Source organism: Kocuria sp. LUK (assembly GCF_021012935.1).
Lineage (GTDB): Bacteria > Actinomycetota > Actinomycetes > Actinomycetales > Micrococcaceae > Kocuria > Kocuria flava.
The window spans coordinates 180,647-201,044 of sequence record NZ_JAJMZI010000001.1; the positions used below are offsets into that span (position 1 = coordinate 180,647).

The following is a 20,398-nucleotide window of genomic DNA, read 5'->3' on the forward strand; positions in this document are numbered from 1 at the left end:
GGTCGGGACCGGGACGGGAGGGGGACGGCGGGCGGCACGGGTCCGGGCGCCCGCCCCGGCCCCCCTGTCCGGAGGGCCCGACCATCCAAGCACGCCCGCACCGGCCGACCCCGCCCGGATGGCCCCGGAGGCCCGGACCGATACCGAATCGCAATCCGGGCGGCGGCGCACCCGCACCCGCCGGCCGGCGCGGTACCCTTGAGGCACCTCCCGGCACGGGCCCCGCACGCCGCGCCGCCCGCCCGGGACCCGACCGTCCACGACGACCACGAGGAAGCGAGCGCACGGCCGCCCCGGCCGGACCCATGACTGAGACGCTGCCCGGCACCACGCACCCCCTGACGAACCGCGCCGTCATCCCCTTCCCGGACCGCGAGACGATGGTCCGCTGCCTGGGGCCGGGCGACGACACGCTGCGCCAGGTCGAGACGGCCTTCCCGGGGCTGGCCACCCGCCCCCGCGGCCTCGAGCTCGGGCTCGAGGGCCCCGATCCCGCCGTGCGGATCGTCACGACGCTGTTCGAGGAGCTGAAGGTCCTGGCCGGGCGGGAGACCGCGATCACCCCGCAGGTCATCGGCCAGCTGCTGGAGATCATCGGCCGGGACCTCTCCGCCCGTCCCAGCGGTGCCCTGACCCAGAACATCCTCTCCAGCCGCGGCCGCAAGATCCGGCCCAAGACCCTGCGGCAGAAGGCCTACGTCGACGCGATCGACGAGCACACGGTGGTGTTCGGCATCGGCCCGGCCGGCACGGGCAAGACGTACCTGGCGATGGCCAAGGCCGTCCAGGCGCTGCAGGCCAAGGAGGTCAACCGGATCATCCTCACCCGCCCGGCCGTCGAGGCGGGGGAGCGGCTGGGCTTTCTGCCCGGCACCCTGAGCGAGAAGATCGACCCGTACCTGCGCCCGCTCTACGACGCGCTGCACGACATGATGGACCCCGACTCCATCCCGCGGCTCATGGAGAGCGGCACCATCGAGGTCGCCCCGCTGGCCTACATGCGCGGGCGCACCCTCAACGACGCCTTCATCGTGCTCGACGAGGCGCAGAACACGACGCCCGAGCAGATGAAGATGTTCCTCACCCGGCTCGGCTTCGGCTCGAAGATGGTCGTCACCGGCGACGTCACCCAGGTCGACCTGCCCGGGGGTACCTCCTCGGGCCTGCGCCAGGTCCAGCACGTGCTGGGCGGGGTCGACGACGTCGCCTTCACGGAGATGACCTCCGAGGACGTCGTGCGCCACGAGCTGGTGAGCCGGATCGTCAGCGCCTACGACGCCTTCGACACCGTCAACCGGCGCCGCGACGAACGGCGCCGGCGCAGGGGCGCGCCCCCCGGCGGCGAGCGCCCGGCCGAGGACGGGGAGAGCGCCTGATGGCCGTCGAGTTCGACGTCCGCCTGAGCCCCGACGAGGTCCCCCCGCAGGACCGCCCGGCCTGGGCGGCCGTGGACACCGGCCTGCTGGGCCGGCTGGCGGCGTTCGCCCTCGAGCGCCTGCACGTGCACCCCGACGCGGAGCTGTCCGTGGCCGTGGTGGACGAGGACGAGATGGCGCGGCTGCACGTCGAGTGGATGGACCTGCCCGGCCCCACCGACGTCATGTCCTTCCCCATGGACGAGCTGCGCCCCGGCACCGCCGAGGTCCCGGCCGAGGGAACGCTCGGGGACATCGTCCTGTGCCCCACCGTCGCCCTGCGCCAGGCCGAGGCCGCCGGCCACCCCGTGGCCGACGAGCTGTGCCTGCTGACCGTGCACGGGATCCTCCACCTCCTGGGCCACGACCACGCCGAGCCGGAGGAGCGCCGCACCATGTTCGAGCTCCAGCGGGAGCTGCTCACCGACTTCCTCGGCCGGCCCGCGCCGGTCGAGACCATGGAGTAGGCACCGACGTGACCAGCGCCGTCCTGATCGCCGCGGCGATCGGCTTCCTGTGCACCGCCTTCGTGCTGACCGCGGCCGAGACGGGCCTGACCTACCTGCCCCGCTCCGCGGCCGAGGCCGTCGAGCGCGACGCCCCCCGCTCCGCCGCGGCGAAGGTCCTCGCGAGCCCCGCCGCGCACCTGCACGCCCTGCGGTTCTGGCGGGTGTGGTTCGAGACCGCCTCGGCCGTGGCGGTCGCCCTGGCCCTGCTCGACGCCCTCGAGCACGTCTGGCTGGCCGCGCTGCTCGCGACCGTGGTCATGGCCGCGGTCGGCTTCGTGCTCACGGGCGTCTCGCCCCGCCAGATCGGCCGCGCCAACCCGGTGGGGACCGTGCGGCTGACCGCGGGCCTCGTGCGGGTGCTGCGCACCGTGCTCGGGCCCGTGCCGGGGCTGCTCGTGCGGCTGGGCTCCGCCGTCGCCCGGGACCCCGGACGGGCGACGCCGGGCCACCTCACCGAGGAGGAGCTGCTCGAGTTCGTCGACCGCTCGACCGACCAGGACCTCATCGAGGACGACGAGGCCGAGCTGCTCCACTCCGTCTTCGACCTCGACGACACCGCCGTGCGCGCCGTGATGGTCCCGCGCACCGACATGGTCGCCGTCGACGACGACGAGACCGTCGAGGACGCCCTGAACCTCTTCTTCCGCTCCGGCTACTCCCGCATCCCCGTGGTGGGCGAGAGCGCCGACGACGTCCTGGGCGTGCTCTACCAGAAGGACCTCGCCGAGGCCGTCCACCGCGGCAGCACCCGTCTCGCGGCCACGGGACTGTCCCGTCTCGCCCGCGAGGTGCGCTACGTCCCGGAGTCCAAGAAGGTCAACGAGCTGCTGCGCGAGATGCAGCGGGAGTCGATCCACGTCGCCGTCGTCGTCGACGAGTACGGCGGCACCGCCGGGCTCGTGACCCTCGAGGACCTCATCGAGGAGCTGCTCGGGGAGATCGTCGACGAGTACGACCGCGAGAAGCCCGAGGTCGTCGCCCTGGGCGGGGGCCGCTACCGCATCTCGGCCGCCCTCGGCGTCGAGGACCTCGGCGACCTCTTCGAGGTCGACCTCGACGACGACGAGGTCGACACCGCCGGCGGCCTGCTCGCGAAGTCCATCGGCCGGGTGCCCATCGTGGGCTCCCGCGCCACCGTCGAGGGCATCGTCCTCGAGGCCGTCACCCTCGAGGGCCGGCGCAACCGCGTGGGCCAGCTCGAGGTCCGCCGCGACCCCGACTGGGTCCCGCCCGGCTCCACCGCCGTGGACCCCGCCGCCACGGCGTCCGCCGCCCCGCCGTCCCAGCAGGAGGACCACCATGTCTGAGCCCGACCGCCCCGCACCCGGCGGCGAGCCCGCCGGCCCGGGACCCGATCCCGCCGTCCCGTTCCGCGCCGGCTTCGCCGTGCTCGTGGGCCGGCCCAACGCCGGGAAGTCCACCCTCACCAACGCCCTCGTGGGCCAGAAGGTGGCCATCACCTCCAACCGGCCGCAGACGACGCGGCACACCATCCGCGGGATCGTCCACCGCCCCGAGGGCCAGCTCGTGCTCGTCGACACCCCGGGGCTGCACCGGCCCCGGACCCTGCTCGGGCAGCGGCTCAACGACCTCGTCGCCGACACCCTCGCCGAGGTCGACGTCATCGGCTTCTGCGTGCCGGCCAACGAGAAGATCGGCCCCGGCGACCGCTACATCGCCCAGCAGCTCGCCGCGTCCGGGAACAAGCCCGTGGTCGCGATCGTCACCAAGACCGACACCGTCTCCCGCGCCGAGCTGACCGAGCAGCTGCTCGCCGTCACCGAGCTCGGCCGCTCCGTCATGGCCGAGGAGCAGGCGGCCCGGGCCGAGCGCGCCGAGCGGGCCGCCCGCAAGCCCCGCCACCGCGCCGGCGCGGCAGCGGCCCCCCGCCCCGCGCCCGGCGAGCCGGGCTGGGCCGAGGTCATCCCCGTCTCCGCCGTGGACGGCTTCCAGGTCGAGGCCCTCGCGCGGCTGCTCGTCGCGCGGATGCCCGAGTCCCCGCCCCTGTACCCCGACGGGGAGCTCACCGACGAGCCGGAGCTGACGATGGTCGCCGAGCTCGTCCGCGAGGCGGCCCTGGAGGGCGTGCGGGACGAGCTGCCCCACTCGCTGGCGGTCGTCGTGGAGGAGATGGTGCCCCGCGAGGGCCGGCCCGCGGACCGCCCGCTGCTCGACGTGCGCGTCAACGTCTACGTCGAGCGGCAGTCGCAGAAGGCCATCGTCATCGGCAGGGGCGGAGCCCGCCTGCGCGAGATCGGCACCCGCTCCCGCGCCGCCATCGAGGCCCTGCTCGGCACCCGCATCCACCTCGACCTGCACGTGAAGGTCGCCAAGGAGTGGCAGCGCGACCCCAAGCTGCTCTCCCGCCTCGGGTTCTGACCCGCCCGCACCGCAGACCCCCTCCCGCCACCCGCCGGGGCGGCCCCCCGCCACCGCACCCCGCCGGTCCCGCCCCCCAGGAGAACACCCCCGTGTCCACGCCCCCGCCCGGACCCGAGAACCGCGACGCCCGGACCCCCGACGCCCGGACCCCCGAGGCCGACAGCTCCGCCCCGGACGGCTCCGGCGCCGGGCCGTCCGGGCCCGCAGCGCCCGGCCCCGGCACGGCGCCGCACGGCTCCGCACGGCACGACGACGCGTCCCCCGCGGCCGCCGGCGACGCCGGGGCGCCCGCGGCGGCGCGCCCGGACCGGGAGGGGCCCGGCGCCGGGAGCGCACCGGCCGGCGCCGCGCGGCGGCCCCGGCACCGCAGCCGCTGGGTCGTGCTGGGCCTGCTCGCGGTGCTGCTCGTGCTCCTGGGCGCCGGCGCGGCGGCCGTGTGGCGGCTGCAGTCGAACCTGAGCACCTCCCCGCTGGACCTCGGCGGCGGCGAGAAGGTCGAGAACGGGCCGCTGGACATCCTCGTCATGGGCACCGACACCCGCGAGGGGCAGGGCAACGACGCCTACGGCGACGACGAGGACAGCTCCGGGGCCGGGCTCACCGACGTGATGATGCTCGTCCACGTCCCCGAGGACCGGCAGGACGTCACCGTGGTCTCCTTCCCCCGCGACCTCGTCGTCGACCTCCCGCAGTGCACCGACCCGGAGTCCGGCCGCACCCACCCCGCGGAGGAGGACGCGATGCTGAACTCCGCCATCGCCAACGGAGGCCCCGGCTGCACGGTCGCGACGCTCAACGAGCTCACGGGGCTGAGCATCGACCACTTCATGCTCGCCGACTTCCAGGCCGTCAAGGAGCTCTCCACCGCCGTCGGCGGGGTCGAGGTGTGCGTCAACGAGGCGGTCGAGGACCCCAAGTCCGGCCTCGACCTGCCCGCGGGCGTCTCCGCGGTCGAGGGCGAGCAGGCCCTGGCCTTCCTCCGCAGCCGCGCCGCCTTCGGCGACGGCGGGGACCGGAGCCGCATCCGCTCCCAGCAGTCCTTCCTCGCCTCGCTGGCCCGCAAGGTCCGCGAGGAGGGGACCCTCACCGACCTGCCCCGCCTCTACACGATCGCCGACGTCGCCACCCGCAACCTCCACGTCGACGACGACCTCGGCTCCGTGCCGACGATGGTCGGGCTCGCCACCGCGCTGCGCGGCTTCGACCTCGCCGGCACCGCCTTCGTGACCGTGCCGACCGAGCCCTACGCGCTCGACCCCAACCGCCTGCAGCTCGACGAGGAGGCCGCCGGCGACCTCTTCGAGCGCCTGCGCGAGGACCGCTCGCTCACGGACGCCCCCGACCCGGCGGCCACGCCGTCGTCGTCGCCGACCGGGGCCGGCACCCCGGAGCAGACCCCGTCCGTGGACCGCGCCGCCGTGCCCCTGACCGTGGCCGACGCCTCCGGCGTGGAGGACCGCGACCGCGAGGTCGCCGAGCTGCTCGAGGACGAGGGCTGGGCGCCCGAGCCGATCGGTGCCGTGACGGCCCCGCTGCCCACCACCCAGGTCTTCTTCGGGCCCGGCTGGTACGGGCCCGCCGCCGAGGTCGCCGAGCAGCTCGGCGTGCCCTCCGCCCAGCTCGTGCCCACCACCACGATCGACGGGGTGCAGGTCTCCGTGGGCGGCAACTTCACCGAGGGGGAGCGCCTGGAGACGGGCTCCGTGCTGCCCGACGACCTGCAGGGCCAGACCGCCGACCAGGTCACCTGCCAGCAGGCCGCCGGCGACTGGTGACCGGGGACGCGCCCGGGCCGCGTGATACGTTGGACACATGCGGACACGGACGCTCCTCCTTAGCTGCCGCAACGGGGCCTGAACCGTCGTCGACCGGCCGGCCTCCCGTTGCGGAGTCGCTGACGCCCGGCCACCCACGACCTCCCAGCAGAACAGGACCGTCCCCATGCAGAACCTGCAGCAGCCCTCCGGCATGCCGGCCCACAAGTACGTCCCGTACCACGAGCAGTTCCAGGTGCACCTGCCCGACCGCACGTGGCCCGACCGGGTGCTCACCGAGGCCCCCCGCTGGTGCGCCGTCGACCTGCGCGACGGCAACCAGGCGCTGATCGACCCCATGAACTCCGACCGCAAGCTGAAGATGTTCGAGCTGCTGGTGCGGATGGGCTACAAGGAGATCGAGGTCGGCTTCCCCTCCGCCTCCCAGACGGACTTCGACTTCGTGCGCCGGCTGATCGAGGAGGACCGGATCCCCGACGACGTCACGATCCAGGTCCTCACCCAGTCCCGCGAGCACCTCATCGAGCGCACCTACGAGGCGATCGAGGGTGCCGACCGGGCCATCGTGCACCTGTACAACTCGACCTCCACGCTGCAGCGGCGCGTGGTCTTCGGCCAGGACATGGACGGGATCGTCGACATCGCCCTGACCGGCGCCCGCCTGTGCCTCAAGCACGAGGAGCAGCTGCGCGGCACCCAGGTCACCTACCAGTACTCGCCGGAGTCCTACACGGGCACCGAGCTGGAGTTCGCCGCGCGCATCGCCAACGCCGTCGCCGAGACCTTCGAGATCGGCCCGGGCCGCGAGATGATCCTCAACCTGCCCGCGACCGTGGAGATGACCACGCCCAACGTCTACGCCGACTCGATCGAGTGGATGAGCCGCAACCTCTACAACCGCGAGGCCACGATCCTGTCCCTGCACCCGCACAACGACCGCGGCACCGGCGTGGCCGCCGCGGAGCTGGGCTACCTCGCCGGCGCCGACCGGATCGAGGGCTGCCTGTTCGGCAACGGCGAGCGCACCGGCAACGTGGACCTCGTCACCCTGGGCCTGAACCTGCTCACCCAGGGCGTGGACCCCCAGATCGACTTCTCGGACATCGACGAGATCCGCCGCACCGTCGAGTACTGCAACCAGCTGCCCGTGCCCGAGCGCTCCCCGTACGGCGGGGACCTCGTGTTCACCGCGTTCTCGGGCTCCCACCAGGACGCCATCAAGAAGGGCTTCGAGGCCATGGAGCGCGACGCCGCGGCCCGGGGCTGCGGGGTCGACGACCTGCCGTGGGCCGTGCCCTACCTGCCGATCGACCCGAAGGACCTGGGCCGGACCTACGAGGCGGTCATCCGGGTGAACTCCCAGTCCGGCAAGGGCGGGGTCGCCTACCTGCTCAAGCACGAGCACGGGCTCGACCTGCCCCGCCGGGCGCAGATCGAGTTCTCCCGCGCGGTCCAGGAGCACACCGACACCGCCGGCGGGGAGATCTCCGGGGCCGACCTGTGGCGGGTGTTCACCGACGAGTACCTGCCCGCCCCGCAGGAGGGCGGTCCGCAGCGCTGGGGCCGCTACCGGATCACCAGCCTGAGCACCGCGACCTCCGAGGAGGGCGGGGAGACGACGCTCGAGGTCGGCCTCGACGTCGACGGCGTCGCCCACCACCGCACCGGCCACGGCAACGGACCGATCGAGGCGCTGCTGGGCGTCTTCGCCGCCGAGGGCGTGGACGTGCGCGTGCTCGACTACAGCGAGCACGCCCTCTCCGCCGGCGGCGACGCCCAGGCGGCCAGCTACGTCGAGGCCGCGGTGGGGGACCGGGTCCTGTGGGGCGTCGGGATCGACGCCAACACCACCCGCGCGTCCCTGAAGGCCGTCGTCTCCGCGGTCAACCGCGCGGTGCGCGACGCCCGGGCCTGAGCCGAGCACGCCCGCGGGCGCGGTCCCCTCCGCGGGGACCGCGCCCGCGGCCGTCCCCGGCGCCGTGGCCGCGCCCGCGGTGTCGGCGGCCCGTGGGAGAATGGCCCGGTGGCCAGGACGACCTTCGCATCGCGCAGCTATCGGGACGACGCCGTGGTCCTGCGCACCTACACCCTGGGGGAGGCCGACCGGATCGTCGTGCTGCTGACCCGCGACCACGGCCAGGTCCGTGCCGTGGCCAAGGGCGTGCGCCGCACCACCTCCCGCTTCGGCTCGCGCCTGGAGCCGTTCAACGTCGCCGAGCTGCAGCTGGTCTCCGGGCGCAACCTCGACATCGTCTCCCAGGCCCTGGGCAAGCGCGGCTACGCCTCCGCGATCGCCGCCGACTACGCCAAGTACACCGCCGCGGCCGCCATGGCCGAGGCCGCCGAGAAGCTCACGGAGAGCGACGACGAGTCCGCCGCCCAGCAGTACCGGCTGCTCACCGGCGCCCTCTCCGCCCTCGCCCGCGGCCTGCACGAGCCCGGCGCGGTCCTCGACTCCTACCTGCTGCGCGCGGTCTCGACCGCCGGCTGGGCGCCGAGCTTCACCGACTGTGCCCGCTGCGGCGCCCCCGGTCCGCACGAGGCCTTCTCCGCACCGCTGGGCGGGGTCGTGTGCCCGGCCTGCCGCCCGCCCGGCTCGGCGGCCCCGGACCCGGCCGTGCTCGCCCACCTCGCCGCGCTGCTGACCGGGGACTGGGAGCGCATCGACGCCGCCGAGCCGCGCACCGGGCGGGCCGCCGCCGGGATCGTCGCCGCCTACGTACAGTGGCACCTGGAGAGGGCCGTGAAGGCCCTGAACCTCGTGGAACGGAGCTGACCCATGCCCGGCTTTGCCGCCCCGCCCCCGCACCCCAGCGGAGCGACCGCCCCGCCCGTGCCGCCGCAGTTCGTGCCGCGGCACGTGGCGGTGGTCATGGACGGCAACGGACGGTGGGCCAACCAGCGCGGGCTGCCGCGCAACGAGGGCCACAAGGCGGGGGAGGCCGCGCTCGTCGAGGTCGTGGCCGGTGCCATCGAGATGGGCATCCCGTACGTGAGCGCCTACGCCTTCTCCACCGAGAACTGGAAGCGCTCCCTCGACGAGGTCACGTTCCTCATGAACTACACCGCCGACGTCATGGAGCGGCGCCTGGAGACCTTCCAGGAGTGGGGCGTGCGCATCCGCTGGGCCGGGCGCCGGCCCCGGCTGTGGCGCTCCGTGATCAACCGGCTCGAGGAGGCCGAGCGCGCGACCGCCGGCAACGACGCCGTCACCCTCACCATGTGCGTCAACTACGGCGGACGGGCGGAGATCGCCGATGCCGCGGCCGCGATGGCCGCCGACGCCCGCGCGGGCCGGCTGGACCCGCGGAGGATCACGGAGGAGACGGTCCAGCGCTACCTCGACGAGCCGGACCTGCCGGACGTCGACCTGTTCCTGCGCTCCTCGGGGGAGCAGCGGATCTCCAACTTCCTGCTGTGGCAGTCGGCCTACGCCGAGCTCGTCTTCCAGGACGTGCTGTGGCCCGACGTCGACCGCCGCACCCTGTGGGAGGCGGTGGAGGTCTACGCCCGCCGCGACCGCCGGTACGGCGGGGCGGTGGACCGGGTCGCCCGCTGAGTCCCGGGGCGCCCGCCCGCCCCGGCCACTTCCTCCAGCCAGGTCACGAGGTCGCGCTGCGCCGCGCGGCGCACCGGCTCCCGCGACAGGTGGACGTCGTGCACCGCCCCCTCGTAGCTGCGCACCACCACGTGCGGGCCGAGGTCCCGGGCGTGCCGGCGGATCTGCCGGACGTCGAGCACGGTGTCCGCCGAGCGCATCCGCTCCGACCACCAGGGGCGGATCCAGGAGCGCGCCGAGACCTGGAGCAGGACGGGAACCTGAAGGTCCAGCCCCTCCGCGACCTCGAGCTGAGCCTGAAGGACAGCGTTCAGCCAGCCCGGGGTGAGCGCGAAGCTCGTCTCCGGGCGCCAGCGCGGGTCGATCGGCCACTCGCCCTCGGCGTGGTGGCTGATCACCCGGTAGTAGTGGCTGCGCAGCCGCAGCCGCAGCTCCCGCTCGGGGCGGCGGCGGGCGAGGGGACCCAGCAGACGGCGCAGCAGCCGGCCCACCACGTCGGCCCCGTGGGGCCCCAGCCACGGGGCGTTGAGGGCCAGCCCGTCGAGGCGGCCGGGGTGGTGGGCGGCCCACAGGGCCGCGGTCAGCCCGCCCGTGGAGTGTCCCATCAGCACGAGCTTCCCGCCCGGGCCGGGGGCCCCGTCCTCGGCGAGGACCTCCAGGGCCGCCGCCACGTCGTCGTCGTAGTCGCGCAGGTCGGTCGTGTGCCCGGGCGGGCCCTCCGGCACGCGCAGCACCTCGTCGGTGAGGTTGCGCCCGTACCCGTGCAGGTCCAGCGCGTAGAACGACCAGCCCGCCGCCGCCACGGCGCGGGCCAGCTCGGCGTTGAAGAAGTAGTCGGACCACCCGTGCAGGTACAGCACCGCACCGTGGGGGCGCGCCGCGGGCGCCCGGTCCTCCGGGCGGTGGCGCACGACCGTGGCCGTCGTGTGCGGGGCCGAGCCCGCCGCCAGGGCCACCGTCCGGGCCGTGAACCCGGGCCCGAGCACGTCGGGCTCCCAGCCGTCCGCCGCTGTGCTCATCGGTCCTCGTTCCGCCGGGGGCCCCGCCGCTGCCGGCCCGCGGGAGCCGCGCGGGCCCTGTGGAAGACTGGGCCCATGCGCTTCTACCCTATGTTCTTCCAGGCCGTCTTCTCCCGGATGGACGCGGAGCGGGCCCACCGGATCGGCTTCGCCGGGATCCGGGCGGCCGGGGCCACGCCCCTCGGCGCGGTCCTGCGCGCCCGCACCCGCCCCGACCCCGGCGCCGAGGTGCGGGCCATGGGCCTGCGCTTCCCCTCGCCGTTCGGCCTGGCCGCCGGCTTCGACAAGGGCGCGGAGGGCATCGGGGCGCTGGCCGACCTCGGCTTCGGGCACGTGGAGATCGGCACCGTCACCGCGCAGGCACAGCCCGGCAACCCGCGCCCCCGGCTGTTCCGCCTCGTGCGGGACCGGGCGGTCGTCAACCGGATGGGCTTCAACAACGACGGCGCCGAGGCGGTCGCCCCCCGGCTCGCCGCGGCCCGCCGCCGTCTCGAGCGTGAGCACCCCGGCCGGGCCCGGCCCGTCGTCGGGGTGAACATCGGCAAGACCAAGCTCGTCCCGCTCGAGGAGGCCGTCGAGGACTACCTGCGCTCGACCCGGGTCCTCGCCCCGCTGGCGGACTACCTCGTCGTCAACGTCTCCTCCCCGAACACCCCCGGGCTGCGGCAGCTGCAGGAGATCGAGAGCCTGCGCCCGCTGCTGCGCGCCGTCGGCGAGGCCGCGGACGGCGCCGCCGGGCGGCACGTGCCGCTGCTCGTGAAGATCGCCCCCGACCTCACCGACGAGGACGTCCTCGCGGTCGCCGACCTCGCCCTGGACCTCGGCCTCGACGGCGTGGTGGCCACCAACACCACGATCGCCCGCGAGGGCCTCGTCTCGGAACCCGCCGAGGTCGAGGCCTGCGGGGCCGGCGGGCTCTCCGGGGCGCCGCTGCGCCGGCGCTCCCTCGAGGTGCTGCGGCTGCTGCGGGAGCGGGCGGGGGACCGGCTCACGCTCGTCTCGGTCGGCGGGGTGACCACCGCGCAGGACGTCCGCGAGCGCCTGGACGCGGGCGCGACCCTCGTCCAGGGCTACACCGCCTTCCTCTACGAGGGCCCGTTCTGGGCGCACCGGATCAACCGGGGCCTGGCCCGCGCCCGGCGCTGAACCACCCCCGGACGGGCACCGCCCCCGGACCTCGCACGAGGTCCGAGGGCGGTGCGCCGTCCGGGGCAGCGGCGGCCGGCTCAGGCGGGCCGCTCGCCCCGCTTCACCTGGGGGCGGGGCAGGCGCAGGCGGCGCATCGAGAACGCGCGCATCGCCGCGTACCAGCGCACGCCGGGCTCCACGTCGCCGAACCTCGCCCGCATGGCCTTCTTCATCCGTCCGGTCGTGACGACGGCGTCGACGATGCCCAGGACCATCAGGGCCCAGATGACGTAGACGCCGTAGGCGGCGACGTTCTGGTTCGGGAAGAACAGGACGAACAGGGCCACGACCGCGACGACGAGCAGGTACTCGCCGAGGTTGAAGCGGGAGTCGATCCAGTCGCGCGCGAAGCGGCGCTGCGGGCCGCGGTCGCGCGGGCCCAGGAACCGCTCGTCGCCCGCGGCCAGGCCCGCCTGCGCGCGCAGCCGCTGCTCGCGGGCGGCGTCCCGGGACTGGGCCTTGGCGGCCTTGCGGTCCTCCGGCACCAGCGGGCGCCGCCGGGCGGCCTCCCGCTCGCGCCGGCTCGGGGTGGGCCGGCCCTTGCCGGGGGTCTGCCGGGGGGCGGGCACGGCCTCGTCGGCGGGCGGCTGCGCCGTCACCGACGTGGAGCCCGCACGGTCTGCGTCCTTCTTGCGTCCAAACACCCGTCAAGGATAGCCGACCGGCCCCTCCGGCCGGCCCGGCGGCGGCACGGGGCGGGGCGGACGTAGGGTGTTCGGCATGACCGAGTCCTGGACCCCGCCCCCGTCCCTGCCCGTCGAAGCCGTTCGCGAGGCCGTGCGCGCCGGCATGCCGCGCACCGTCGAGCAGCTGCGCGAGCTCGTGGCGATCCCCGGCATCGCGTGGGAGAGCTTCGACCCCGAGCAGCTCGAACGCAGCGCCCGCGCGGTGGCCGCGCTGCTCGGGGAGGCCGGGCTGGACGAGGTCGAGATCCTCCGCGTGCCCCACGCCGGGGGGCCGGGCCGGCCGGCCGTGGTCGCCCGCCGCCGCGCGGCCCCCGGACGCCCGACGGTGCTGCTCTACGCCCACCACGACGTCCAGCCCCCCGGCCGGCGGGAGCTGTGGCACTCCGACCCGTTCACGGCCGAAGAGCGCGACGGGCGTCTCTACGGCCGCGGGGCGGCCGACGACAAGGCCGGTGTCATGGCCCACGTGGCCGCCCTGCGCGTGCTCGACGCCGTCGCGGGGGAGGACGCCGGCCTCGGCGTGACCGTGTTCGTCGAGGGGGAGGAGGAGGCCGGTTCGCCCTCGTTCCGGGCGTTCCTCGAGGCCTACCGCGACCGGCTGGCCGCGGACGTGATCGTCATCGCCGACTCCGCCAACTGGGAGGTCGGGGTGCCCGCCCTCACCACGAGCCTGCGGGGCGTGGTCGGGGCCGTGGTGGAGGTCTCCGTGCTGGCCCACGCCGTGCACTCGGGGATGTACGGCGGGCCGCTGCTCGACGCCCCGACCCTGCTCTCCCGGCTGGTCGCGACCCTGCACGACGACGACGGCGCCGTCGCCGTCGAGGGGCTGCACGCCGAGGACAGCACCGACCTCGTCTACGACGAGGACCGGTTCCGCGCCGACGCCGCCGTGCTCGACGGGGTGCGGCTGGCCGGGCGGGGGTCGGTGGCCTCCCGGCTGTGGACCCGGCCGGCGCTGTCGGTCACGGGCATGGACGTCACCCCCGTGGACGTCGCCTCGAACACCATCGCGCCCTCGGCCCGGGCCCGGCTGAGCCTGCGGATCGCCCCGGGCCAGGACCCCGCGGCCGCCGCGGAGGCGCTGCGCCGGCACCTGCTCGAGCACGCCCCCTTCGGCGCCCGCGTGGACGTGCGGATCGAGGAGACCGGCCAGCCCTTCCGCACCGACATGTCCTCCCCGGCCGCCCGGGCCATGCAGTGGGCCCTGGGGCAGGCCTGGGGCCGCCCGCCCGTGGAGACGGGCGTGGGCGGGTCCATCCCCTTCACGGCCGACCTCACCGAGGTCTACCCCGGCGCCGACATCCTCATCACCGGCGTCGAGGACCCCGACTCCCGGGCCCACGGCGCCGACGAGTCCCTGCACCTGGGGGAGTTCGAGCGGGCCGTCGTCGCCGAGGCGCTGCTGCTGCTCGCCCTCGACGCGGCCCACGGCCCCGCCGGGCGGGAATGATCCGCGCCGCGGGGCCGTTGTGCCCCGTGGTAGACCCGTCGCCGGTCCCGGGCCGCGCGGCACCCATCCACAGAAAGTGAGCATCATGAGCGTCACGACCGACAACGGCGCCGCAGTGGACGGCCTCCCGGCCCACGGCGTCCAGCTGACCGAGGTGGCCTCCGAGAAGGTCCGCGCCCTGCTCGAGCAGGAGGGCCGCACCGACCTGCGCCTGCGCGTGGCCGTGCAGCCCGGCGGCTGCTCCGGGCTGATCTACCAGCTCTACTTCGACGAGCGCATCCTCGACGGGGACGCCGTGCGCGACTTCGGGGGCGTCGAGGTCATCGTGGACAAGATGAGCGTGCCCTACCTCGAGGGCTCCACCATCGACTTCGAGGACTCCATCTCCAAGCAGGGCTTCTCGATCGACAACCCCAACGCGGGCGGCTCCTGCGCCTGCGGCGACTCCTTCCACTGAGCCCCGCGCCGCCGCCGGCCGAGCCCTGAGCCGCCGGGGTCCGGCACCCCTGCGGAGCGCTCCCACGAGGCCCGCCGTCCGATCGGACGGCGGGCCTCCGCCGTGCCCGCGGGAGCCCGTCCGCGGCCGCCCGCGGGCGGCCCCGCCGACACTGACACAGTGTCAGCAGATGTCGTCGACTGGGGGTAAGCTCGGAGGGAAACAATCCGGCTGACCGTGTCCGACGTCCTCGGGGTCCGGGGTCCACGGCGCGCAGGCGACGAGCACGAGATAGAAGAGGAAGGGCCGTCTGTGAGTTCGCACACACGAACCGACAGCCGCTTTCGCCGCACGGCGAAGGCGTCGGCGGTAGCAGTCCTGGCAGCGACCGCGCTGACCGGATGCGCGGAGGAGGCGAAGCTCGGGTGGATGCCCACCGAGCGGGGCACGACCGACAACGCTGATCTGATCCTCGACCTGTGGGTCGGGTCCTGGATCGCGGCACTGGCCGTGGGCCTGCTGACCTGGGCGCTGATGCTGTGGTGCATGATCGCCTACCGGCGCCGGAAGAACGAGGCCGGCTACCCCCGTCAGGTCGCCTACCACGCGCCCCTCGAGGTCTTCTACACCATCGTGCCGATCGCCATGATCGTCTCCCTGTTCTTCTTCACGGAGCGCACCCAGTCGGAGATCACCGAGCGCCACGACGACCCGGACACCGTCGTCCAGGTCTACGGCAAGCAGTGGGCGTGGGACTTCAACTACCTCAGCGACGACGTCTGGGACACCGGCATCCAGGGCCACCTCGACGGCGAGGAGGGCGTCCCGGACCGGGTGCCGACCCTCTACCTGCCCTCGAACAGCGAGGTCGAGCTGCAGGTGACCTCCCGCGACGTCATCCACTCGTTCTGGGTCCCCGCGTTCCTCGAGAAGGCCGACATGTTCCCCGGCCGGACCAACTACATCAGCATCACCACGGGCCGTGAGGGAGAGTTCTACGGCAAGTGCGCCGAGTTCTGCGGCGAGTACCACTCCGAGATGCTGTTCAACGTCGCCGTGGTCGACCAGGCGGAGTACGACGCGCACATCCAGTCCCTGCGCGACGCCGGCCAGACCGGTGCGCTGGGCGAGGAGTACAGCCGCGACTCCTACCCGGGCGCGGAAGACCAGCACTCAGAAACTGCGTTCAACTAAGGAGTTCCGGTGTCGACACTCGAGTATTCACGGGACGAGGCCGCCGCGGTCGCTCCGCGCGTCGTGCCTCGCTCCAAGGGACGTCTGATCGTCAACTGGATCACGTCCACGGACCACAAGACCATCGGGTACATGTACCTGATCTCCTCCTTCACGTTCTTCTGCATCGCCGGTGTCATGGCGCTGCTGATCCGTGCCGAGCTCTTCGAGCCGGGCATGCAGGTCCTGGAGACGAAGGAGCAGTACAACCAGCTGTTCACCATGCACGGCACGCTGATGCTGCTGATGTTCGGCACCCCGCTGTTCGCCGGCTTCGCCAACGTCATCGTCCCGCTGCAGATCGGCGCCCCCGACGTCGCCTTCCCGCGGCTGAACGCCCTGGCCTTCTGGTTCTTCCTCTTCGGCTCCCTGGTGGCCCTCGCCGGGTTCATCACCCCGCAGGGCGCGGCGTCCTTCGGCTGGTTCGCCTACACCCCGCTGTCCAACTCGTCCTTCTCCCCGGGCGCCGGCGGCAACCTGTGGGTGTTCGGCCTGGCCCTGCAGGGCTTCGGCACGATCATGGGCGCGGTCAACTTCATCACGACGATCATCGCGATGCGCGCCCCCGGCATGACCGTGTGGCGCATGGGCCTGTTCACCTGGAACGCCCTGATCACCTCGCTGCTGATCGTCATGGTCTTCCCGCCCCTGGCGGCGGCCCTGTTCGCCCTGGGCATGGACCGCACCCTCGGCGGGCACATCTTCGACCCGGCCAACGGGGGAGCGGTGCTGTGGCAGCACCTGTTCTGGTTCTTCGGCCACCCCGAGGTCTACGTGCTGGCGCTGCCGTTCTTCGGCATCGTCTCCGAGATCATCCCGGTGTTCTCCCGCAAGCCGCTGTTCGGCTACAAGGGCCTGGTCTTCGCGACCATCGCCATCGCCGCCCTGTCGGTGACCGTGTGGGCGCACCACATGTACGTCACCGGCGCGGTGATGCTGTCCTTCTTCGCGTTCATGACGATGATGATCGCGGTGCCCACCGGCGTGAAGTTCTTCAACTGGATCGGCACCATGTGGCAGGGCTCGATCACCTTCGAGACCCCCATGCTGTGGGTGCTCGGCTTCCTGTTCACCTTCCTGTTCGGCGGTCTCACCGGCGTGATCCTGGCGACCCCGCCGCTGGACTTCCACGTCTCGGACTCCTACTTCGTGGTCGCCCACTTCCACTACGTGGTCTTCGGCACCGTGGTGTTCGGCATGTTCGCCGGGTTCTACTTCTGGTGGCCGAAGTGGACCGGCTACATGCTCAACGAGCGGATCGGCAAGATCCACTTCTGGCTGCTGTTCCTCGGCTTCCACATGACCTTCCTCATCCAGCACTGGCTGGGCGTGGACGGCATGCCCCGCCGCTACGCGGACTACCTGCCCGAGGACGGGTTCACCTGGATGAACCAGATCTCCACGGTCGGGTCCATGCTGCTCGGCGTGTCCATGATCCCGTTCTTCTACAACGTGTGGACCACCCACCGCAACGGCAAGAAGGTCGAGGTCGACGACCCGTGGGGCTTCGGCGGCTCGCTCGAGTGGGCGACGTCCTGCCCGCCCCCGCGGCACAACTTCACCTCGCTGCCCCGGATCCGCTCCGAGCGCCCGGCGCTGGACCTGCACCACCCGGAGCTGGCCGCGGAGTCCCCGCAGCAGTCCCCGGTCGACGACGCCGCCATGGCCACGCGGAAGGGCTGAGCACATGAAGCTGTCCATCAAACTGTTCGTCCTGCTCGGCGTCTTCACCCTGATCGTGGCGGTCGTCTACGGCTTCCTCACGCAGTTCCAGGAGCTCGTCGGCTTCCCGGCCCTGCTGGCCACCTCCGCGATGTCCTTCATGCTCGCGGTCTACCTGTGGCTCACCGAGCGCAGCACCGGCGGCATCCTGCCCGAGGACAAGCTCGACGGCGAGATCGTCGAGTCCGCCGGTGAGTACGGCCACTTCTCCCCGTGGAGCTGGTGGCCCATCGCCCTCGGTGCCGGCGCCGCCCTCGGCGTGATCGCCCTGGCCATGGGCTGGTGGATCATGATGCTGGCGCTGCCCCTCGTGGCGGTGGCCCTCGTCGGGCTGATCTTCGAGTACTCCCGCGGGGACCACGCGCACTGACCCACGCACCCACCCGCACCGGAGGCCCCGGACACCACATGGTGTCCGGGGCCTCCGGCGTGTCCGGCCCGTGCCGGCCCGCACCAGCCCGCTCCGTCCTCACCTGCAGGTTCCGTGCAGTTGTGCACAAAGTGCAGTAGTGCAAAACTGAGGGACATGACATCGATCCCACCGGCCTCCCTGCGCGAGCGCAAGAAGGCCGAGACCTGGACGGCCATCCACGAGGCGGCGGCGTCCCTGGCCCTCGACCGGGGCCTGGAGCGCACCACGGTCGAGGCCGTCGCCGAGCGCGCCGGGATCTCCCCGCGCACGTTCTTCAACTACTTCCCGTCCAAGGACGACGCGGTCCTCGGGATGCGCGCACCCGTGCTGGACCCGGCCCTGCTGGACGACCTCGACCCCGGGCACGAGCTCCTGGAGCAGGTGACCCGGCTGCTGCTGGCCGTCGCCCGCACCGCCTACGCGGGCGGGAACCGCGCCCGCCGCCGCCGGCTGGTCCAGCAGTACCCGCAGCTGGGCCAGCGCCGCCGGGAGCACGCGGAGGAGGCCGAGGAGCTCGTGCGCCGCGCGCTGGCGGACAGGCTCGCCGCCGACCCGCACTGGGCGGCCGGATCCGCCGAGGAGGCCGGCGCGGATGCGGCAGGGACGGACGAGCTGGCGCGGATGGTCGTGCTGCTCGCCGGCGTCCCCCTGCGCTTCGCGCTGTCCTCGCCCGCCCACGCCGCCGAGGCCGGCCTGACCGCCGAGGCCCTCGAGGCGTCCCTCGCCCTGTTCCGGCACGTCCGGAGGGTCCTCCCGTGAGCCGCACCCCGGCCCACCGGGCGGAGCCCGCGGAGCGGACGCAGCACCTCGGGCTGCTGTTCGTCGGCCTGATGCTCTCGATGCTGCTGGCGGCCCTGAACCAGACGGTGCTCAGCACCGCGCTGCCCACCATCGTGGGGGAGCTCGACGGCGTGGACGAGATGGTGTGGGTGATCACCGCCTACATCCTGGCCTCGACCATCACGATGCCCGTCTACGGCAAGCTCGGTGACCTGATGGGCCGCAAGCCGCTGCTCGTCACGGCGATCCTGCTGTTCATGGCCGGCTCCGTCGTGGGCGCCCTCGCGGGCACGATCGACGTGCTAATCGTCGCCCGCGTCTTCCAGGGGCTGGGCGGCGGCGGCCTGATGATCCTCGCCCAGGCGACCATCGCCGACGTCGTCCCGGCCCGGGAGCGCGGGAAGTACATGGGCGTGATGGGCGGCGTGTTCGCCCTGGCCTCGGTGGCCGGCCCGCTGCTCGGCGGCTTCTTCACCGAGGGACCCGGGTGGCGCTGGGCGTTCTGGATCAACATCCCGCTCGGGCTGCTGGCCCTCGCGGGCGCCGTCCTGTTCCTGCACCTGCCCCGGCACGGGGGGCGGCCACGCCTCGACGTCGCCGGCATGGCCCTGCTCGCCGTGGCCACCACGTGCCTCGTGCTCTTCGCCACCTGGGGCGGCAGCCGGTACGAGTGGACCGATCCCGTGATCCTCGCACTGGTCGCCGGCACGGTGGCGGCGGGCACCGCGTTCGTGGCCGTGGAGCGGCGCACGGCCGAGCCCATCATCCCGATGCACCTGTTCGGCGAGGCGAACTTCAACCTCACGACCGTGGCCGGCCTGCTCATCGGCGTCGCGATGTTCGGGGCCATCGGGTACATGCCCACGTACCTGCAGATGGTCCACGGCGTGGACGCCACCGCGTCGGGGCTGCTGATGATCCCCATGATGGGCGCGCTGCTGGTCGCCTCGACGCTGTCGGGCCAGCTCGTCAGCCGCACCGGGCGCTACAAGTGGATGCCGATCGCGGGCAGCCTCGTGGTCGCCGCCGGGCTGGCGCTGCTGTCCACCCTCACGGCCGGGGACGCGCTGTGGCACCTGTGCGTGTTCATCGCGGTGCTGGGGCTGGGCCTGGGGCTGTCCATGCAGATCCTCGTGCTCATCGTGCAGAACACCTTCCCCCTGCGCCAGGTCGGCACCGCCACCGCGGCCAACAACTACTTCCGCCAGATCGGGGCCACTCTCGGCTCCGCGGTCGTGGGCAGCGTCTTCGCGGGCCGGCTCACGGACCTCCTGGCGCAGCGGCTGCCCGCGCAGGGCGGGACGGCGGCGAGCACGAACTCGCTGACCCCGGCCGTGGTCGCCGGCCTGCCGGAGGCCGTGCGGGCCCCGATCGTCAGCTCCTACAACGACGCCCTGACCCCGATCTTCCTGTGGATCGTGCCGCTGGCCCTGGTGGCCGCGCTGCTGCTGTGCTTCGTGCGGGAGAAGGATCTCGCCACGTCGCTCGAGCGGGTCGTCGAGGGCGAGGCGGTCGGCGAGGGAGAGGTCCTCGTGCCCCCGCCCGCCGTCGATGAGGGGGCGGGCCGCGACGCCCCCGTCCCGCCGGGGGATCCGGTCCGCAGCACCGCCGACCGCTGATCGAGTCCCTTCCGCAGGGCCCCGCCCGCGCACGTCGTGCGGGCGGGGCCCTGCGGCCTGCGCATCCCGGCCGTGCCGCGCGGACCGCTCCGCCCCCGTCGGGGCAGCACCACCGCGGTGTCCCGGGAGCGCCGCCGGTGCGCCCGCCGGACGCTTGCCGCCGGTGAGCCGCCCGGTCCGTCGGCCCCGGACGCGGGGGAGCAGCGCAGGCGT

Annotated in this window: 18 protein-coding genes; 16 read left to right on the top strand and 2 right to left on the bottom strand. The window is 73.7% G+C overall.

Annotated elements, in window-relative coordinates:
• Nucleotides 1-305 precede the first annotated feature (305 nt).
• From LQU92_RS00815 to LQU92_RS00850, 8 genes are all read left to right on the top strand, one after another.
• Nucleotides 306-1,376, top strand: a complete 1,071-nt coding sequence (locus tag LQU92_RS00815) for a PhoH family protein (RefSeq protein ID WP_230659836.1) — start codon at nt 306-308, stop codon at nt 1,374-1,376.
• Entirely contained in the window at nt 1,376-1,882 is a 507-nt protein-coding gene (ybeY, locus tag LQU92_RS00820) for an rRNA maturation RNase YbeY (RefSeq protein WP_230659839.1), read from the top strand. The genes LQU92_RS00815 and ybeY overlap by 1 nt, the downstream gene beginning before the upstream one ends.
• A gap of 8 nt (nt 1,883-1,890) precedes the next feature.
• A complete protein-coding gene (locus LQU92_RS00825) occupies nt 1,891-3,231 on the top strand; it encodes a hemolysin family protein (protein WP_230659842.1) in 1,341 nt (446 codons plus the stop codon).
• A complete protein-coding gene (locus LQU92_RS00830) occupies nt 3,224-4,303 on the top strand; it encodes a GTPase Era (RefSeq protein ID WP_101852268.1) in 1,080 nt (359 codons plus the stop codon). Before LQU92_RS00825 ends, LQU92_RS00830 begins: the two co-directional genes overlap by 8 nt.
• Nucleotides 4,304-4,395: 92 nt before the next feature.
• Nucleotides 4,396-6,081: an LCP family protein gene (locus LQU92_RS00835; protein WP_230659845.1), complete on the top strand. Its 1,686-nt coding sequence runs from the start codon at nt 4,396-4,398 to the stop codon at nt 6,079-6,081.
• A 166-nt stretch (nt 6,082-6,247) separates the two neighbouring features.
• Nucleotides 6,248-7,996, top strand: a complete 1,749-nt coding sequence (leuA, locus tag LQU92_RS00840; protein ID WP_230659848.1) for a 2-isopropylmalate synthase — start codon at nt 6,248-6,250, stop codon at nt 7,994-7,996.
• 108 nt (nt 7,997-8,104) lie between these two features.
• On the top strand, nt 8,105-8,857 hold the full coding sequence (recO, locus tag LQU92_RS00845) for a DNA repair protein RecO (RefSeq protein WP_230659851.1): 753 nt from the start codon (nt 8,105-8,107) through the stop codon (nt 8,855-8,857).
• 3 nt (nt 8,858-8,860) lie between these two features.
• Entirely contained in the window at nt 8,861-9,640 is a 780-nt protein-coding gene (locus LQU92_RS00850) for an isoprenyl transferase (RefSeq protein ID WP_101852270.1), read from the top strand.
• Here the strand turns inward: LQU92_RS00850 and LQU92_RS00855 are convergent.
• Complete coding sequence (locus tag LQU92_RS00855; protein ID WP_230659854.1) at nt 9,586-10,659, bottom strand: alpha/beta hydrolase; 1,074 nt, start codon at nt 10,657-10,659, stop codon at nt 9,586-9,588. The two genes, LQU92_RS00850 and LQU92_RS00855, sit on opposite strands and share 55 nt — an antisense overlap.
• Nucleotides 10,660-10,734: 75 nt before the next feature.
• Here LQU92_RS00855 and LQU92_RS00860 point away from each other — a divergent pair, with 75 nt between their 5' ends.
• Nucleotides 10,735-11,805, top strand: coding sequence for a quinone-dependent dihydroorotate dehydrogenase (locus LQU92_RS00860; RefSeq protein WP_230659857.1), 1,071 nt, complete (start codon nt 10,735-10,737; stop codon nt 11,803-11,805).
• 80 nt (nt 11,806-11,885) lie between these two features.
• On the opposite strand, the gene LQU92_RS00865 is transcribed toward LQU92_RS00860, so the two are convergent.
• Nucleotides 11,886-12,446, bottom strand: coding sequence for a DUF3043 domain-containing protein (locus LQU92_RS00865; RefSeq protein ID WP_230659860.1), 561 nt, complete (start codon nt 12,444-12,446; stop codon nt 11,886-11,888).
• A gap of 121 nt (nt 12,447-12,567) precedes the next feature.
• Here LQU92_RS00865 and LQU92_RS00870 point away from each other — a divergent pair, with 121 nt between their 5' ends.
• The 7 genes from LQU92_RS00870 to LQU92_RS00900 all read left to right on the top strand — a co-directional run bounded on the left by LQU92_RS00870 (nt 12,568) and on the right by LQU92_RS00900 (nt 20,185).
• Nucleotides 12,568-13,983: a dipeptidase gene (locus tag LQU92_RS00870; RefSeq protein ID WP_230659862.1), complete on the top strand. Its 1,416-nt coding sequence runs from the start codon at nt 12,568-12,570 to the stop codon at nt 13,981-13,983.
• Nucleotides 13,984-14,068: 85 nt separating this feature from the next.
• A complete protein-coding gene (locus LQU92_RS00875; RefSeq protein WP_058858880.1) occupies nt 14,069-14,440 on the top strand; it encodes an iron-sulfur cluster assembly accessory protein in 372 nt (123 codons plus the stop codon).
• Between the two features lie 408 nt (nt 14,441-14,848).
• Nucleotides 14,849-15,613: a cytochrome c oxidase subunit II gene (gene coxB, locus LQU92_RS00880; RefSeq protein WP_083529405.1), complete on the top strand. Its 765-nt coding sequence runs from the start codon at nt 14,849-14,851 to the stop codon at nt 15,611-15,613.
• Nucleotides 15,614-15,622: 9 nt separating this feature from the next.
• On the top strand, nt 15,623-17,335 hold the full coding sequence (gene ctaD / locus LQU92_RS00885) for a cytochrome c oxidase subunit I (RefSeq protein ID WP_058858878.1): 1,713 nt from the start codon (nt 15,623-15,625) through the stop codon (nt 17,333-17,335).
• Between the two features lie 4 nt (nt 17,336-17,339).
• Complete coding sequence (locus tag LQU92_RS00890) at nt 17,340-17,744, top strand: cytochrome c oxidase subunit 4 (RefSeq protein WP_058858877.1); 405 nt, start codon at nt 17,340-17,342, stop codon at nt 17,742-17,744.
• A gap of 156 nt (nt 17,745-17,900) precedes the next feature.
• Entirely contained in the window at nt 17,901-18,545 is a 645-nt protein-coding gene (locus LQU92_RS00895; RefSeq protein ID WP_230659865.1) for a TetR/AcrR family transcriptional regulator, read from the top strand.
• A gap of 71 nt (nt 18,546-18,616) precedes the next feature.
• Nucleotides 18,617-20,185: an MDR family MFS transporter gene (locus LQU92_RS00900; protein WP_230660643.1), complete on the top strand. Its 1,569-nt coding sequence runs from the start codon at nt 18,617-18,619 to the stop codon at nt 20,183-20,185.
• Nucleotides 20,186-20,398 lie beyond the last annotated feature (213 nt).